The organism is Corynebacterium sp. HMSC11E11 (assembly GCF_001807025.1).
GTDB classification, from domain to species: domain Bacteria; phylum Actinomycetota; class Actinomycetes; order Mycobacteriales; family Mycobacteriaceae; genus Corynebacterium; species Corynebacterium freneyi.
Genome location: NZ_KV787094.1, coordinates 20,778 through 36,937, shown reverse-complemented (window position 1 = coordinate 36,937; position 16,160 = coordinate 20,778). Strand labels below are relative to the sequence as shown.

Annotated in this window: 13 protein-coding genes and 1 riboswitch; of the genes, 6 read left to right on the top strand and 7 right to left on the bottom strand. The window is 68.5% G+C overall.

Annotated features, from left to right (window positions below; all coding sequences use genetic code 11):
* Nucleotides 1–13 precede the first annotated feature (13 nt).
* From HMPREF3121_RS00470 to HMPREF3121_RS00445, 6 genes are all read right to left on the bottom strand, one after another.
* Complete coding sequence (locus HMPREF3121_RS00470) at nucleotides 14–997, bottom strand: ROK family protein (RefSeq protein ID WP_070519034.1); 984 nt, start codon at nucleotides 995–997, stop codon at nucleotides 14–16.
* A gap of 46 nt (nucleotides 998–1,043) precedes the next feature.
* Complete coding sequence (locus tag HMPREF3121_RS00465; protein ID WP_070519032.1) at nucleotides 1,044–2,138, bottom strand: hypothetical protein; 1,095 nt, start codon at nucleotides 2,136–2,138, stop codon at nucleotides 1,044–1,046.
* Nucleotides 2,135–2,575, bottom strand: a complete 441-nt coding sequence (locus tag HMPREF3121_RS00460; protein WP_070519030.1) for an SRPBCC family protein — start codon at nucleotides 2,573–2,575, stop codon at nucleotides 2,135–2,137. Before HMPREF3121_RS00460 ends, HMPREF3121_RS00465 begins: the two co-directional genes overlap by 4 nt.
* Before the next feature lie 11 nt (nucleotides 2,576–2,586).
* Nucleotides 2,587–3,810: a glycosyltransferase family 4 protein gene (locus tag HMPREF3121_RS00455; protein WP_083291107.1), complete on the bottom strand. Its 1,224-nt coding sequence runs from the start codon at nucleotides 3,808–3,810 to the stop codon at nucleotides 2,587–2,589.
* A gap of 21 nt (nucleotides 3,811–3,831) precedes the next feature.
* A complete protein-coding gene (locus HMPREF3121_RS00450) occupies nucleotides 3,832–4,863 on the bottom strand; it encodes an NlpC/P60 family protein (protein WP_371327294.1) in 1,032 nt (343 codons plus the stop codon).
* Between the two features lie 316 nt (nucleotides 4,864–5,179).
* Nucleotides 5,180–5,755, bottom strand: coding sequence for a C40 family peptidase (locus tag HMPREF3121_RS00445; protein WP_070519027.1), 576 nt, complete (start codon nucleotides 5,753–5,755; stop codon nucleotides 5,180–5,182).
* A 17-nt stretch (nucleotides 5,756–5,772) separates the two neighbouring features.
* Nucleotides 5,773–5,928, bottom strand: a riboswitch (cyclic di-AMP (ydaO/yuaA leader).
* A 495-nt stretch (nucleotides 5,929–6,423) separates the two neighbouring features.
* Here HMPREF3121_RS00445 and HMPREF3121_RS00440 point away from each other — a divergent pair.
* Nucleotides 6,424–8,049, top strand: coding sequence for a DEDD exonuclease domain-containing protein (locus HMPREF3121_RS00440; protein WP_246816017.1), 1,626 nt, complete (start codon nucleotides 6,424–6,426; stop codon nucleotides 8,047–8,049).
* Between the two features lie 9 nt (nucleotides 8,050–8,058).
* Here the strand turns inward: HMPREF3121_RS00440 and trpD are convergent, their stop codons facing one another.
* The gene (trpD, locus tag HMPREF3121_RS00435) at nucleotides 8,059–9,111 is read right to left on the bottom strand and encodes an anthranilate phosphoribosyltransferase (RefSeq protein ID WP_070519026.1); all 1,053 of its coding nucleotides are present in this window, start codon (nucleotides 9,109–9,111) and stop codon (nucleotides 8,059–8,061) included.
* A gap of 550 nt (nucleotides 9,112–9,661) precedes the next feature.
* On the opposite strand from trpD, the gene HMPREF3121_RS00430 reads away from it, so the two are divergent.
* From HMPREF3121_RS00430 to HMPREF3121_RS12990, 5 genes are all read left to right on the top strand, one after another.
* Nucleotides 9,662–10,276 (top strand): aa3-type cytochrome oxidase subunit III, encoded by a 615-nt coding sequence (locus HMPREF3121_RS00430; RefSeq protein WP_141742891.1) that lies wholly within the window; start codon nucleotides 9,662–9,664, stop codon nucleotides 10,274–10,276.
* A gap of 150 nt (nucleotides 10,277–10,426) precedes the next feature.
* Nucleotides 10,427–11,242 (top strand): cytochrome bc1 complex diheme cytochrome c subunit, encoded by an 816-nt coding sequence (locus tag HMPREF3121_RS00425; protein WP_371327295.1) that lies wholly within the window; start codon nucleotides 10,427–10,429, stop codon nucleotides 11,240–11,242.
* A complete protein-coding gene (locus HMPREF3121_RS00420) occupies nucleotides 11,239–12,450 on the top strand; it encodes a cytochrome bc1 complex Rieske iron-sulfur subunit (RefSeq protein ID WP_070519022.1) in 1,212 nt (403 codons plus the stop codon). The genes HMPREF3121_RS00425 and HMPREF3121_RS00420 overlap by 4 nt, the downstream gene beginning before the upstream one ends.
* Nucleotides 12,447–14,078 carry a cytochrome bc1 complex cytochrome b subunit gene (locus HMPREF3121_RS00415; RefSeq protein ID WP_070519020.1) on the top strand — a complete coding sequence of 544 codons (1,632 nt, stop codon included), beginning with the start codon at nucleotides 12,447–12,449 and terminating at the stop codon, nucleotides 14,076–14,078. Before HMPREF3121_RS00420 ends, HMPREF3121_RS00415 begins: the two co-directional genes overlap by 4 nt.
* Nucleotides 14,079–14,419: 341 nt before the next feature.
* Entirely contained in the window at nucleotides 14,420–16,138 is a 1,719-nt protein-coding gene (locus tag HMPREF3121_RS12990) for an ABC-F family ATP-binding cassette domain-containing protein (protein WP_070519019.1), read from the top strand.
* Nucleotides 16,139–16,160 lie beyond the last annotated feature (22 nt).

Sequence of the window (16,160 nt, the reverse complement as noted above, 5' to 3'; positions counted from 1 at the left end):
GCGTTTGACCAGTTCAGGGCGTTTTTCCCAGGTGACCGGGTGTCCGCCTCGCCAGATCCGCCACGCCGATCATGCCCGCGTCGGCACCCAACCGGGCCACCTCGATGCAGGCGGTGGGCCGGTGTCCGGCACCGGTGACTTCGGTGCCGAAGACCGCGCGGGCCCGCTCGAGGTACTGATCGGCGGCCTGGGCGACGCCACCGCCGATGACGATGAGCTCCGGGTCGAAAACGTCGGCGACCAGCGCCAGCGCACGACCGACCCAGTCGGCGAAGTCCCCCACGGCGGCGACGGCCAGCGGATCGCCGGTTTGGGCGGCGAGCATGACGTCGGCTCCGGTGGCCGTGCCGTCGATGCACGCGGCGGCCAACGGCCCGGCGAATCGTCGTGTCGTGGCCAGCTCGCGGGCGGTGGCGGCCAGCGCCGTGCCGGAGCAATACCGTTCCAGGCATCCGCGCTTGCCGCACGAGCACGGCCGGCCACCGGGGACGACGGTGAGGTGACCGAACTCGGGGGCGGTGCCGAACGCGCCGCGGTAGATCTCCCCGCCGCTCATCATCGCACCGCCGATGCCCGTGCCCAGGGCGAACAGCACCCAATCGCGGGCGCCGCGGGCCGCGCCGAAGCGGTACTCGCCCCAGGCCGCGGAATTGGCGTCGTGTTCGAGGGTCACCGGCAACGGCAGCCGCCGCCCCACCCGGGCGGCCACGTCGGCGTCGCGCCACGGCAGGTGCGGCGCGAAGCGGACCACGCGCCGATCCGAGTCGAGGAATCCCGCCACAGCGAGGCCCACGGCCACCACATCGGGGTGGTCGTCGAGCAGCGCGCCGGTCATCTCGACGATGCCGTCCTCCAGGTCCGTCGCGGTGCCGTCCGACGATCGCCGCATGCGGTCGATGACGACGCCGTCCGCGGACACCACGGCCGCGCGCAGGTTCGTGCCGCCGATGTCGAAGCCGATGGTGGGCCCGGCGGGCGCGGTGGTGGGCGTCGTCACGTGGGGCTCCTGGTGGGTGGGGTTGCGGGTCGGGTGGTTCAGCCGCTCACGGCATTTGCGCGGGATCCGCGCGGAACCAGACAAGAATATCCCCCCAACCGTCGACCCACGTATCCGGCGGCGTCACGCGCACCTTCTCCATGACGCAACGGGACAGGATCGCGGGCGCGTCGAACCTCCTGGGGATCCCGGCGACCTGCACGGCCACGCCCCTCGGCGACGCGTCGACGTCCACGGTGGGTTCGGCAAATGCGGCCGGATCGGCGCCGTCGTCAAGCAGGAAAGCTTGACGACGATCCGCGTCCTCCCCCTCACCCGCCTCACCGCCCGAGCCGGTTCCGCCGCTCGAGCCGGCGAATTCCGGAAACGCCAAATGCAGGGGCGCGCGGACGCGCAGCCGAAACAACGGCGCGCCATCGCCGCCGACGCCCAGATCCGCCAGCGTCAGGCGCGGCCGCCGCACGGACTCCGCCGCCGCGTCCGCCCCATCCGCTCCGGCAACCGAGGCCCCGGCGGCACCGGCGTCACCGGTCCCCGCCTCCACCACGACCCCCAGCCACGCCGCCACGGATGCCACCGTCGGATCAACCGGACCGGAGGCTCGCAGCCGAACGCCGCCGCCATCGACGACGCGCTGCCACGACCGGCCCCACGTCCACAACGCCTCCAGCAGACGCGCCCGCCGCGCCCGGTCCCCGAACACCGCCGGCATTGACCGATGCCGGTCGACGCGGGGGCTGATCAAATCGAGCATGTCCGACAACTGCGCCGGGCCCTGCAGCCTGCGCAACCACGACAATTGCCGGTCCGCGGTCTCTCCGATGCGCACTCCGGCCGGCGCGCCCTCCGCCGTCGCCTGGGCCTTCGCCCACACCAACAGCCGCTCCAGACCCGCGAAGCCGGTCAGCGCGTCCAACGCCGACGGGTCGGCGTCCATCTCCCGCAGCAGCCCGATCGCCTCCGCCATCGGGTCCGGCCCCGTCTCCGCCCACGTCAGATCCGCGGGCAGGAAATCCTCCGGGGTCCGGTCGCCCGGGGGCCCCGGCACGAGGTACACCGGGTGGCGCGGCGCCTCCGAAAGGGAGGGCATCGTCGGGTGCCCGGTGGCGGCGTCACCGCCCGGCGCGGGTTCGGGGGTCACTCAGACAGGCCCTCCACGCGGCGCTTCAGCGACTTCAGTGCCGTGTCGATGATGCGGTGCTCGGCCTTGCGACGCAGCATGCCCAGCATCGGCACGGCGGTGACGATCTCCAGCTCGTACACCACCTTCACCGCCCCGCCGTCGGCGTCGGACAGCGTGTAGCTTCCCGACTGCGACTTCTGCAGCTGCGACGACAGCAGCGTCCACCGCACGCCGTCGTCCGCCCAGTCGTATTCCAGCTCGAAGACGTCCTTGAGCACGGTCTCCAGCGTGAACTTGGCGCGCTTGGGGCGCAGCGGACGGTCGCCTTCCTCGGTGACCTCCGCAGCGGTGGTGCCGGTGGCCCACTGCGGGTAGGCGGTCACGTCGCCGACGACGTCGAGGATCCGCTCCCGAGGGGCGTTGATCAGGATCTGTCCCTGCGTTCGGTCGCTCATGCCCTCCGAGATTACCCGCGGCGCGCGTCTCCTGCGAGGATCCTGCGCAGGCGGGCACCCATGACCTCCCAGGTCCAGTGCGTGACGACGTGCCGGCGTCCTTCCTCACCCATCTGCCGGGCCCGTTCGGGCTTCGCGCAGATCGCCGTGATCGCCCGCGCCAGGGCCGCGATGTCGCGACCGTCGACGACGACGCCGGTGACGCCGTCGACGACCGTCTCCGGCGCCCCGCCCGACTCACCCGCAATGACCGGCACCCCGCAGGCCTGCGCCTCCAGGTAGACGATGCCCAGGCCCTCCACGTCGAGTCCCCCGCCCCGGGTGCGGGCGGGCATGGCGAAGACGGTCGCGGCGTTGTAGTGGTCCGGCAACTCGTCGAAAGGCACCGAACCGGTGAAGATGATGTGGTCGGCGACTCCCGACGCCGCCGCCCGGGATCGCAGCGTCGCCTCGTAGGGTCCGGCCCCGACGATCACCAGGCGGGCGTCGGGAAGCGCCCTGACGACGGCGGGCATGGCCGCGATGAGCGAATCCTGCCCCTTGCGCGCCACCAGCCGGGAAATGCACACGATCAGCGGCTGATCGGCGGCGATGCCGTGACGGGCGCGAATGCGGGCGCCGGCGTCGGGGTCGGGGCGGAAACGCTCGACGTCGACGCCGGAGGGCAGCCGCTCGAACGCCGTGCGCGGACCGAAGGCGGCCGCGAACCGATTGCGCGTGTACCCGGAGATGTACGTCACCACGTCGGAACCGTCGCCGATGATCCGCAGCGCGCGCCGCGACACCGGCAGCATGGACCAGCCGACCTCGTGGCCGTGCGTCGTGGAAATGATCCGTCGCGCCCCCGCCCGTCGGCACGCCCGCGCCAACAGGCCCATCGGGGCGGCCGCGCCGAACCACACGACGTCGATGTCCTCCTCGGCGATGATCCGCGCCGCCGCCCGCGCCACATGCGGCAATGGCAGCAACACCCGATCCCGCAGGCGATGAACCCGATACGGCAGCGCCGCATCATGATCGCGGGTCTCCGACCCGGGAATCCGCGTCGACGCCAACACCGTCAACGACTCCGGATCGAGCGTGCCGCAGAAATCCCGCAGATACGACTCGATGCCGCCCTGGCGAGGCGGAAAATCGTTGGTGATCAGCAAAACGCGACCATGGCCGCCACGCGGGCCGTCGTCACGCGGGCCGTCGTCGCGCAACACCCCGTCGTCCTGTCCCGGAACCGTCATCGGCTGCGGACCACCCGCAGGTCAGTAGCGAACGGCGCCCATGTAGGGGCCGCCCTGTTCGATCGGGACGACCTGCACCGGCACGCCGTAGGTCGACGCGTGGATGATCATGCCGTCGCCCACGTACATGCCCACGTGCGTGATGCCCTCGTAGAAGCCGATGAGGTCGCCCGGCTGCAGCTGGTCGCGACTCACCGGGGTGCCGCCGGCCAACTGCGCCTGCGACGTGCGCGGAATGGACTTGCCCAGCTGCTGGTACGCCCAGTACATCAGGCCGGAGCAGTCGAACGCGTCCGGGCCGGCCGCGCCCCACGAGTACGGGGAAGCGACCTTGGTCATCGCCGCGTCAACCGCGCCGGAGGAGCCCAGCAGCGAGGCCAGGCCGTCGACGATCGGGTTGTCCTTGGCGCGCCACGCCGCGAGCTCCTCGGGCGACAGCGAGTCAACGCGCGAACGGACCTCCTGCGCCCGACGCTCCAGCTCGCCGGACTTCTTCTCCAGCTCGCCGCGCTGGTGCTCCAGGGAGCTGAGCTCCACGCCGGCCAGGGCCCGGGACGCCGCGGCACGTGCGAAACCGTCGGCGGCCTCTCGCTGGTGCCTCGACACCTCCGCCAGCGTCGCCTCCCTTTCGCGGGACATGCGGTTGACGTAGGACGACCGGTCCAGGGCGTCCTGGGCATCGCTGGAGCCGATGACGGCCGTGATCGGATCCACGACGTCACCGCGCATGCGCTGCCGCGCGAACTCCGAAATGTCGCCGCGGTGCTTGTCCAGCTCGCCGCGGGCGGCTTCCGCAACGCGGGTCGCCGTCTCCACGTCGCCCTCCAGCTGCCGGACCAGTTCTTCCTGCTTGACGACGTCACCGTCGAGACGCAGCACGTCCTGGGAGTTTTCCTCGGTCTCGCGGGCCAGCTCCTCCAGCTCGGCGATGATGCCGTCTGCCGTGAGTTCCTGGGCGACGGCGGAGGGCACGATCGCCGCGGACGCGGCGAGAAACGCCACCACGGCGGTGGAGGCGATCACGTTGCGGAAATGATTCCTGCGGTGGCACACGATGCGGGAGGGCCTTTCGAAAACGGGATGCCGGCGCGCGGGGCGGTCGACTGGCGACGTTCGGCGCAGCATCGCAATACATGCCCTGGTCGGGCGGGCATTCTGCGGTGAACTTTAACAACGGTTTGAAGGCCGGTCGAATCACTTCGGCGTGATTCCGAGAACACTCCACCCACCGCGTGACGGGCGATGCCATCTGTGGCGGGAGTGACCATCGGGCGCTTTCGTCGACCCCGATGAAAACCCCGAAAAGCCGTGAGGCGGGGCCCGGGACGAATCCCGTGGCCCCGCCGATCACGGCAGGATGGCGTCGCCGTTAGAAGCGGACGACGGAGTGGACCGGCATGTAGTCGATGCTGGCCTCCTTGACGACGTCACCGGTCTGCGGGGCGTGGATGACGTTGTTGCCGCCGGAGAAGATGCCGACGTGGGTGGCACCCGGGTAGAAGACGATGATGTCGCCGAGCTGCTTGCCGCCCATGCCGACCGACTGGCCGCCATTGGCCTGGGCCTGCGAGGTGCGCGGGATGGACTTGCCGACCTGCTGGTAGGCCCAGGAGGTCAGGCCGGAGCAGTCGAAGCCACCCGGCTGAGCGCCGCCCCACACGTACGGGGTACCGATCTGGGAGCGAGCGGCGTCGACGATCTTCTGACCGGTGGAGACGGCCGGGGCGGCCGCGACGGAACGGCCGGCGATCTCGCCGGCACCCGGGATGGCGTCGATGAGGCCGGTGACGTCCTGGGCGCCCGCGATGTCGAGGGAGCCGACGCCCGGGATGGCGACCGGCGCGGCGGCGGCGGTCGGAGCGGTCAGAGCGGTGATGCCGACGACGGTGGCGCCGAAGGCGGCGGCGTTGCGGGCGAAGTTGGAACGGCGGTGGTGCTTACCCATGTTGAAAAAACTCCGTGATCTCTTCCAGTTTCATGCCGACCGGGTTAGCTGACGGGTTCGGGAGCAAAGGAAGCTCTCCCTACCCTCCGGCTCGCGCCGGTGGGATTCACCCCGGGATGGAGTGGGTCCCCGGCTCGGCGTCCTCGCGGGCGCCGATTAGGCTTGGTTTCCTGCCATGAGCGGCACCTCTGTGAGGGCCCCGCTTCAATGTCTCGGCAAGATTACGAAACGGGAACGGATCTTGTCCAGCCGCCACGCGAAAACTCCGCCGAAATCACTTCGTTACCGAGTTGCACCCCGTTCCGTTATGCACCCGTTATGAAACTTTGGCGAACGGACACCAAAAGCGTCACGCGACGATAAACCGCCGATGACCAGCACCGTTTATGAAAATGTCGGCATTGCGTCACGGGCCAACGATCGACCATGACGCCACCGAACTCATAACAATGTGAATTGCATCACTTTTTAGAGTTCCACCGTTGACGAGGGCACAACTTTCACACGCGCCACAGCGTCGTGACCACGACCTGCAGCATGCGCAGCCACCATGCGGAGAGCCCACGGCGGCGCAGCTCGCGGAGCCACCATGAGGAAAGCCCATGGCCCCGCAGCATGCGGAGCAGTCTCCGCCGGAGCGATCCGCACCCCCACCTACAATCAGCCGGGTGACCGATTCCGATCCCGCCCAGCTATCCTTCGCCGACGCCGCCCACGGCAGCGGCTACGGGGGCGACTCCGGCGAAGGGCGCATTCCCGACGACCTGGGTTTGGGTGACACGACCTTCGTCGTCGTCGACTTGGAGACCACGGGCATGCGCCCCGGTGACGACCACATCATCGAAATCGGCGCGGTGCGGGTGCGCGGCGGAGTCGAGGAAGGCCGTTTCAGCGAACTGATCGATCCCGGAATGCCCCTGCCTTCCTTCATCTCGGATCTGACGGGCATCACGGATTCGGATCTCGACGACGCACCCCAGTTGGGTTCGGTTCTCCCCCGCTTCCTCGAGTTCGCCCGCGGCGCAGTGTGGGTCGCCCACAACGCACCCTTCGACATCGGGTTCCTCCGGGCGTCCTGCCGCCAATTGGGGTTGCCGTGGCCCGCACCGACCGTCGTGGACACGCTGCAGTTGGCCCGTCGGCTGCTCGACCGGAATCGCACCGGCAGCTTCCGGCTCGGCGATCTGGCCCGGTACGTCGGGGCCGAAGTCACGCCGAACCACCGGGCTCTCGACGATGCGGCGGCGACGGTCGCCGTTCTCCATCACCTCATCGAGCGCTTGGCCGGCCATTCCGTCGACACCGTCGGCGAGCTCGAACACTTTTCGCCGGACGTCGATCCGGCCCTCCGGGAGAAGAAGGCGCTCATCGCCGACGCGCCGCATGCGCCGGGCGTCTACGTTTTCCGGGGCTCCGCGGGCGACCCCTTATATATAGGAACGGCGGTCGATCTTCGCCGGAGGCTTCTCCAGTACTTCACCGGTGCCGATCCCCGTCGCCGGATGAGGGAGATGGTAATGCTCGCCGAGTCGGTCGACCTCGCCGAGTGCGCGCACGGAATGGAGGCGGAGGTGCGCGAGGCCCGGATGCTCGCCGCGACGCGTCCCCCATATAACAGACAGCGCAAGGAACCGGGCCGCGGCTGGTACCTCAATCCCCCGACCGCGAAGGCGGGCCCGAAGGTGTCGCGCGTCGCCGCGCACGATGACGCCATCGGCCCGTTCCGCACCCGCAATGCCGCGCAGGCCGCAAAGGACGCTTTGAAACTCGACGCCGATTCCTTCCCCGTCGTCGCCGACGAGCTCCGGGCGGGCGGTGCCGACCTCATCGAACGTCTCGTCGACGATGTCACCGCGGCCGCCGACGCCGGGCGCTACCGCAGGGCGGCGTTTCTGCGGGACATCACCGCGGATCTGATCATCGCCCTCGACGCGCAACAGAAGCTCGGCGCACTCGCCGCCGTCCCCCAACTGCAGGCGGCGTTTCCCGACGGTCGCGGCGGCTGGAATCTCGCCGTCGTCCGGTATGGACGTCTCGCGGCGGCGGGCCGATCTCCCCGTGGCGCGAATGCCGCACACGTCGCCGCCCTGTTGGCCGAGTCAGCCGAGACCGTGATCCCCGGCGACGGCCCCTTCCTCGGCGCCAATCCGCATGAACTGCGGGTCGTGCACAATTGGTTGCTTCGCGACGACGTGCGCATCGGCCCGAACGACGCCCCCTGGGTGTCACCGGCGCGGGGCGTGGGCCGATGGCGCCAGTGGGCGACGGCCGCCGTCGAGGCCCGGAAGAGTTGATCGCGCCGATCAGCGCCCGGTGACTGCGGCGATGATCTCTGCGCACCGACCCGAGTCGAGGGTCTCGCGCGCAGTCTCGAGGGCGCGCGCCATCGCGGACTTCAGGTCACCGCCCTCGAGCCCCCGGGCCGCGACGATCGCGCCGGCCGAGTTGAGCAAAACGGCATCGCGGATCGGGCCCCGCAACTCCCCGTTCCACACCTTCCGGGCGACCTCCGCGTTGTAGGCCGGGTCGCCGCCGCGCAGCGAATCCGCGGGGGCGTAATCCATGCCGTAGTCGCGCGGGTCGATGACGTCCTCGACGACCTTGCCGTCATCCACCACGAACACGCGGGTGGGGCCGGTGACGGTGATCTCGTCGAGGCCGTCCGAACCGCGGACGACGAGGACGCGCTGACCGCGACGGGCGAAGGCGCCGGCCATCGTCTCCATCTGATTCTCGAAGGCGCACCCGATCAGGCTGCACGACGGCTGCGCCGGGTTGGTCAGCGGACCGAGGAGATTGAAAAGGGTGGGCACCGCGAGCTGGGAGCGGACCGGGCCCGCGTACCTCATCGCCGGGTGGTACGTCGCGGCGAAGAGGAAACGGAGAGTGAAGTCCGGGTGTTCCGGCGACGCCACGTTGCCGTCGGCGATGTCGACGCCCAACGCCTCGAGCATGTCCGCGCCACCCGACTTCGACGACGCGGCGCGGTTGCCGTGCTTGAGCACCGGAATGCCCGACGCCGCGACGATGACCGACGACATCGTCGAAATGTTGACCGTGTGGGCTCCGTCTCCGCCGGTGCCGACGATGTCCACGGCACCCGAAGCATCCGGGATGCAGGCGTCGGCCGCGTGCGACAGCATGGCGGTGGCGGCGGCGTCGAGCTCGGCGGCCGTGATGCCCTTGGCGAAGATGCCGAAAGCGAAAGCCGCAACCTGCGCGTCGACGGCCTGCCCCGTCATGATCTGATCCATCGCGAACCGAACGCCCTCCGCCGGCACCTCACGGCGGGCCCCGATGAGCCCCAGGACCTGACGCCAGTTCGCCTGATTCGTGCTCGTGGTCGGCTGGGTCATCGGTGGCTCCTTCTTCCTCGCGAAGCGACGGGACCGATCGTCCCCTGGGCGGGGATCGAATCCGCCCGTCGGCGAACGTTCCTTACTTATACGGGGCATGCTCATGCGGGGCATGTCCTTCGACCGGGGACGAACCTCGTCCCCATGCGAGCCACGGCCTCCAATCGGGGGCGGGCCTCGTCCGGTAAATGGTACGGCCCGCAGCTCGACTCCGCCCCACGGGGGCACGATTGCCCCCGCATCACCATTGCATCGATCCCCGGGCCCGCATCCGCTAATATGGGCCCATCGGCACGTCCGGCTCATCGAAGCCTCAGGATGCGCACAGGCCCTGGATCCCCGCGGGGGCGCGGACCACGGAGCCTCGGGCAATGAGCCCGAATGGGGGAAGACGGCATCGTCGTAAAGCAACGCAAGAAGTTCCCGACGACCGGAAAAATTAGTGAAACTCTCAGGGACGAAAATCAACGACCTGGGGTTTTACAAAAAACTTTCCCAAAACGGGGGTTGCAACGTGACTCTTCCTTAAGAACAGGCCATACTGTCAAGCGTGACGAGCGCAGTTGAAAACACAGGTATGACAGCACCACGTCGTGCCGCGACACTGAACCGACCGAACATGGTCAGTGTCGGCACGATCGTGTTCCTGTCTCAGGAATTGATGTTCTTCGCCGGGCTGTTCGCGATGTACTTCGTGTCTCGCGCCAACGGCCAGGGCGATTCGTGGGATTGGGGAACCGGCCACCTCAACGTCCCGTACGCACTTACGATCACCGTGATCCTGGTGTCGTCTTCGTTCACTGCCCAGTGGGGCGTGTTCGCGGCCGAGCGGGGCGACGTGTTCGCCCTGCGCAGGTGGTATGCCCTTTCGACGCTGCTGGGTTCGATCTTCCTGATCGGCCAGGCGTACGAGTACGTCACCCTGGTCGGCCACGGCCTGACCATCCAGAACTCCGTCTACGGTTCGGTCTTCTTCATCACCACCGGCTTCCACGCCGCTCACGTCCTCGCGGGCGTGATCGCATTCGTCGTGGTGCTGATCCGTACCTTCAAGTCGAAGTTCACCCCGGCCCAGGCGACGGCAGCCATCGTGGTGTCCTACTACTGGCACTTCGTCGACGTCGTGTGGATCGGCCTGTTCATCACCATCTACTTCATCCAGTAGGCCGTAACGGCCGTCACCCCCGGTGCGGCCTACTACAGCCATCCACTTTCCACGCACAACAAAGGGAAAAAGATGGAAAACCATAACCCCGCAGCAGAGGACCGCACGTCCTCCGCGGCGGCCGGTCGAAAGGCCAAGGGCCGCCGCAAGATGCGCCGCACCGCCTCCGGTGTCATGGCGCTGGCCCTCGCCCTCACGGGCGCGGGCTTCCTGGCCAACGCCGTGACCCCCGACGCTCAGGTCGCCACCGCCCAGCAGGACGAGGCCGCCCTGATCCAGCAGGGCAAGGAGATCTACGACGTCGCGTGCATCACCTGCCACGGCGCCAACCTCCAGGGCGTCAAGGACCGCGGCAAGTCCCTCGTCGGCGTCGGCGAAGGCGCGGTGTACTTCCAGGTGCACTCCGGCCGCATGCCGATGCTCCGCAACGAGGCGCAGGCCGCCCGCAAGACCCCCCGCTACTCCGAGGAGCAGACCCTCGCCCTCGCCGCCTACGTGCAGTCGCACGGCGGTGGTGCCGGCATCGTCCGCGACGAGAACGGCGACATCGCCATGGACTCCCTCCGCGGCAAGAACGCCGGACCCAACGGCGAGATCGACCCCCTCGACGTCGCCCGCGGTTCCGAGCTCTTCCGCCTGAACTGCGCGTCCTGCCACAACTTCACCGGTCGTGGCGGCGCCCTGTCCGGCGGCAAGTACGCCCCGGTCCTGGACCCTGCCAACGAGCAGGAGCTGTACCAGGCCATGCTCACCGGCCCGCAGAACATGCCGAAGTTCTCCGATCGCCAGCTCACCGCTGACGAGAAGAAGGACATCATCGCCTACATCAAGCACTCGGCGGAGACCCCCGGCCCGTCCGGCTACCCGCTCGGCGGCCTCGGCCCCGTGACCGAGGGCCTGTTCATGTGGATTGCCGGCATCGTCGCCCTCGTGGCGGCCGCACTCTGGATTGGATCCCGACAGTGACCGACAACGTGAAGAAGAACTACAGCTCCGAAGAGCTGTCGAAGATGAGCAACGACGAGCTCGCCCGCCTGGGCACCGAGCTCGACGACGTGACCATCGCCTACCGCAAGGAGCGCTTCCCCATCGCCGGTGACCCGGCCGAGAAGCGCGCCGCCGCCGGCGTCATTTTCTGGCTGGCCCTCGCGGTGGTCCTTGGTCTGGCGTTCATCGCCGTGTACCTGTTCTGGCCGTGGGAGTACCGCGGCCACGGCGACGACGGTCTGTGGATCTACACCCTGTACACCCCGATGCTGGGCATCACCATCGGTGGTTCCATCCTCTCCCTGGGCGTCGGCGCGGTGAAGTACACCAAGCGCTTCGTGCCGGAGGAGATCTCGGTCCAGCGTCGCCACGACGGCCCGTCCTCCGAGACGGACCAGAAGACCATCGTCGCTCTGTTGAACGACTCCTGGGAGACGTCGACCCTGGGTCGCCGCTCCGCCATCAAGGGCCTGCTCGGCACCGGTGCGGTTCTCGCCGGCATCGGAATGATCCTGCCGCTGGGCGGCATGATCAAGAACCCGTGGAAGCCCCGCCACGAGATGGACATCACCGGCGACGGCACGCTCTGGACCACGGGCTGGACCCTGGTCGAGAAGGGCGAGAAGGTCTACCTGGGCCGCGACACCGGCGCCATCGCCGAGGAGGGAAGCCACGGCTTCTCCTTCACCGGCGTGTCCCGCCTGGTGCGCATGCGCCCCGAGGACCTGTCCGCCGGTGCGATGGAGACCGTCTTCCCCCTGCTGGAGGAGGACGTCAACGACGGTGACAAGTACTCGCCGGACGCCGAGGTTTACGAGGCTCACATGCACTCGATCCACGGCTCGCGCAACGCCGTGATGCTCATCCGCCTGCGTTCGCAGGACGCCGCCCGCGCCACCCTGCGCGCCGGCCAGGAGGACTTCCACTACGGCGACTACTTCGCCTACTCCAAGATCTGCACCCACATCGGTTGCCCGACCTCGCTGTACGAGGCCCAGACCAACCGAATCCTGTGCCCGTGCCACCAGTCGCAGTTCGATGCCCTGCAGTACGGCAAGCCGGTGTTCGGCCCCGCCGCCCGCGCCCTGCCTGAGCTGCCCATCGACGTCGACGAGGACGGCTACCTCTACGCCAACGGCAACTTCATTGAGCCCGTCGGCCCGGCCTTCTGGGAGCGTCAGTCATGAGCAACTCCAATAACCGCCTCGCCACGATGGCGCGCAACATGGACGACCGCTACACCATGTCGTCCGGCCTTCGTCGCCAGATCAACAAGGTCTTCCCCACGCACTGGTCCTTCATGCTGGGCGAGATCGCGCTGTACAGCTTCATCGTTCTGCTGCTGTCCGGCGTCTACCTGACCCTCTTCTTCGATCCGTCGATGTCGAAGGTCATCTACGACGGCGCCTACGCGCCGCTCAACGGCGTGGAGATGTCCCGCGCCTACGAGACCGCCCTGCAGATCTCCTTCGAGGTCCGCGGTGGTCTGTTCATCCGCCAGGTCCACCACTGGGCCGCGCTGCTGTTCGCCATCTCGATCATGGCGCACATGTTCCGCATCTTCTTCACCGGCGCGTTCCGCAAGCCGCGTGAGGCGAACTGGGTCATCGGCTGCATCCTGCTGCTGCTGTCCATCGCCGAGGGCTTCATGGGCTACTCGCTGCCGGACGACCTGCTCTCCGGCGTCGGCCTGCGAATCATGTCGGCCATCGTCATCGGTCTGCCGGTCATCGGCACCTGGATGCACTGGATGATGTTCAACGGCGACTTCCCGGGCGACATCATCATCCCGCGCCTGTACATCGCCCACGTGCTGATCCTCCCGGCCCTGCTGCTCGGCCTCATCGCCGCGCACCTGGCGCTGGTCTGGTACCAGAAGCACACCCAGTTCCCCGGCCCCGGCCGCACCGAGAACAACGTCGTCGGTGTCCGCATCATGCCGGTCTTCGCCGTCAAGGCGATGACCTTCGGCCTGATCAACGTCGGCTTCCTGGCCTTCCTGGCCGGCACCTTCCAGATCAACGGCATCTGGAACATCGGCCCGTACAACCCGTCGCAGGTTTCCGCCGGTTCGCAGCCCGACATCTACATGCTGTGGACCGACGGCGCGGCCCGAGTCATGCCGGCGTGGGAGCTCTACATCGGCCCCTACACCATCCCGTCCGTCGTGTGGGTGGCCCTGCTGCTCGGCCTGCTGGTCGTGCTGCTGTTCGCCTACCCGTTCATCGAGGCGAAGATGACCGGCGACACCGCGCACCACAACCTGCTGCAGCGTCCGCGCGACGTGCCGGTTCGCTCCGGCATCGGCGCGATGGCCCTGGTCTTCTACACCCTGCTGACCCTGTCGGGCGGTAACGACCTGATCGCCTACCACTTCCAGATCTCGCTGAACGCGATGACCTGGGTTGGCCGCATCGGTCTGATCCTGCTTCCGCCGATCGCGTACTTCGTCACGTACCGCATCTGCATCGGTCTGCAGCGTTCCGACCAGGCGGTGCTGGAGCACGGCATCGAGACCGGCGTCATCGAGCAGCTGCCGTCCGGCGCCTTCATCGAGGTGCACCAGCCGCTGGGCCCGGTCGACGAGCACGGCCACCCGATCCCGCTCGAGTACCAGGGTGCATACGTCCCGAAGACGATGAACCAGCTCGGCGCCGCCGGTGCCCCCGGCCGCGGTGGTTGGTTCTCCCCCGACCCGCAGGACATCGCCGACGAGGCGAACCGCATCGAGGAAGAGAACCACCGCGAGCAGGCCCAGATGCTGCGCGACCTCGAGGCCCGCAACGCCGAAGAGCGTCGCGAACTCGACAAGTAAGGCGCGGCGCCTCAACTGCGCTCCACGAACCGCCCCGGCGGCGAGATGAAATTCTCGCCGGCGGGGCGGTTCCGCATTTCCCGGGCCCCTCAGGGCCTCGCCACATCACGGGCTCACCGCCTCGCCGCCTCGCCACCTCGCCGCATCACCGGCGCACCACCTCGCCGCTATTCAGGAAACTCTCAGTTGCGTAGGCTGGACACATGAACATCTGACGCCTCCGGTCGCCCCGCCGTCGTCGTCAAGCAATCCCCTCCCGGAGGAGTTCGCGCCGACGCCGAGCCAACCGCGGCGACCACTCCCCTCCCCCACCCGCTCCCAGTCCCGCAGGAGGCGCCGCAATGGCCGAATCTCCCCTTCCCTTCATCGACGGCTCCGCCACGCAGCTCGTGGCCAACGGCGTCCACTACGACTACGAGGGCACGCCCGTGCTCACCGACATCAACATGACGCTGTCCGCGGGTGACGTGCTGGGCCTCGTCGGCGACAACGGGGCGGGCAAGTCGACGTTGCTGTGGTTGCTGTCGGGCCGCCGCAAGCCGACCCGCGGCAGCGTCACCCACGTGGGCACGCGCGTGTTGGGTTCGCAGGAGTTGGAGGCGCCGTTCGAGGCGACGGGCCGCATGCTCGTCGACGAGGCGCTCGGGCCGTCGAAACGGCGCTTGCAGGCCCTGGAGGACGCGGCGGAGGCGATGGCCGCCGCCGAGACCCCGGACGCGGCGGAGGCGGCCGAAAAGGCCTATTCCACGCTGTTTTCGGACGTCATGGCCCACGACGACTGGAACGCCGAGCACCACGCGGAGGTCGTCCTCGACTACCTGGGCCTGTCGGGCGACGGCCCGGAGGGCCCGCTGCTCGACCAGAAGTCGGTCGAGTTGTCGGGCGGCCAGCGCGCGCGGCTGGGACTGGCGCTGACGCTGATCCGCAAGCCGGAGATTCTGCTTCTCGACGAGCCCACCAACCACCTCGACGACCGTGGCCGCGAGTTGGTCATCGACACCATCAACGGCCATCCCGGCGTCGTCGTCGTGGCCACCCACGACCGCGATTTCCTCGACGCGGTGTGCACCGTCATCGGCGACCTGGTGCCGGGCCGCGAGGGCATCGGCATGTTCCGCGGCAACTACACCGACTACGACAAGCACCGCCGCCACGAACGCCAGCTGTGGGAGCACCAGTGGCGCAGCGAACAGCACGAGAAGGCGCGGCTGGAGAAGACCATCGACACCGCCAACGCGGACGCCGGGCCCGTGCGTGCGAAGCGCGACAACGAAAAGATGGGCTACGACCACGCCGGCGGCCGCGCCGATCGTCAGGTCGCCCGCCGCATCCGTTCGGCCCGCCAGCGTCTGGAGGAGCTCGAGGAGGACGGCGTGTCCAAGCCGCCGGCCCTGCTCGGCTTCGATGCCCCGCTGACCAAGCCGCTGTCCACGAAGCGCGCCCCTGCCGGCAGCGACGAGGATTTCCACGTCAAACTGCGTGGCGTCGTCGTGCCGGAGCGCATTCACGTCGGTTCGCTGACGATCCGCCCCGGCGACACGGTGGTGGTCACGGGACCGAATGGTGCGGGCAAGTCGACGTTGCTGAAGGTGATGCTCGGGCGGGTCGCGCCGGCGTCCGGCGAGATGCGCATCGGCCAGGAAGCGCGCATCGCCATGCTCGCGCAGGAGCAGGATTGGGCGGATCCATCGCGCAGCCCGAATCAGCTTTACGACGACAACCCGTCCCCCGCCGTCACTCTCGAGGATCTGGGTCTGCTCACCGCCCGCGACGCGAAGCGTCCCGTGGGTGATTTGTCGGTGGGGCAGCAGCGTCGCGTGGCGTTGGCGCTCGTCGTCGCCGATCCGCCGGACATTTTGCTTCTCGACGAGCCCACCAACCACCTGTCCGTCGACCTCATCGAAGAGGTGCAGGACGCCATCGCAGAGGCGGAGGGCACGATCATCGTGGTGACGCACGACCGCCGCATGGTCGACCGGCTCGAGGCCCGCCACCTGGTCGTCGAGGAAGGCGAGGTCACCGAGCTTCCGAAGGGCAAGAAACCCGTCGAGTTCGCCTGACGGATTCCTTCTCTCACGACGA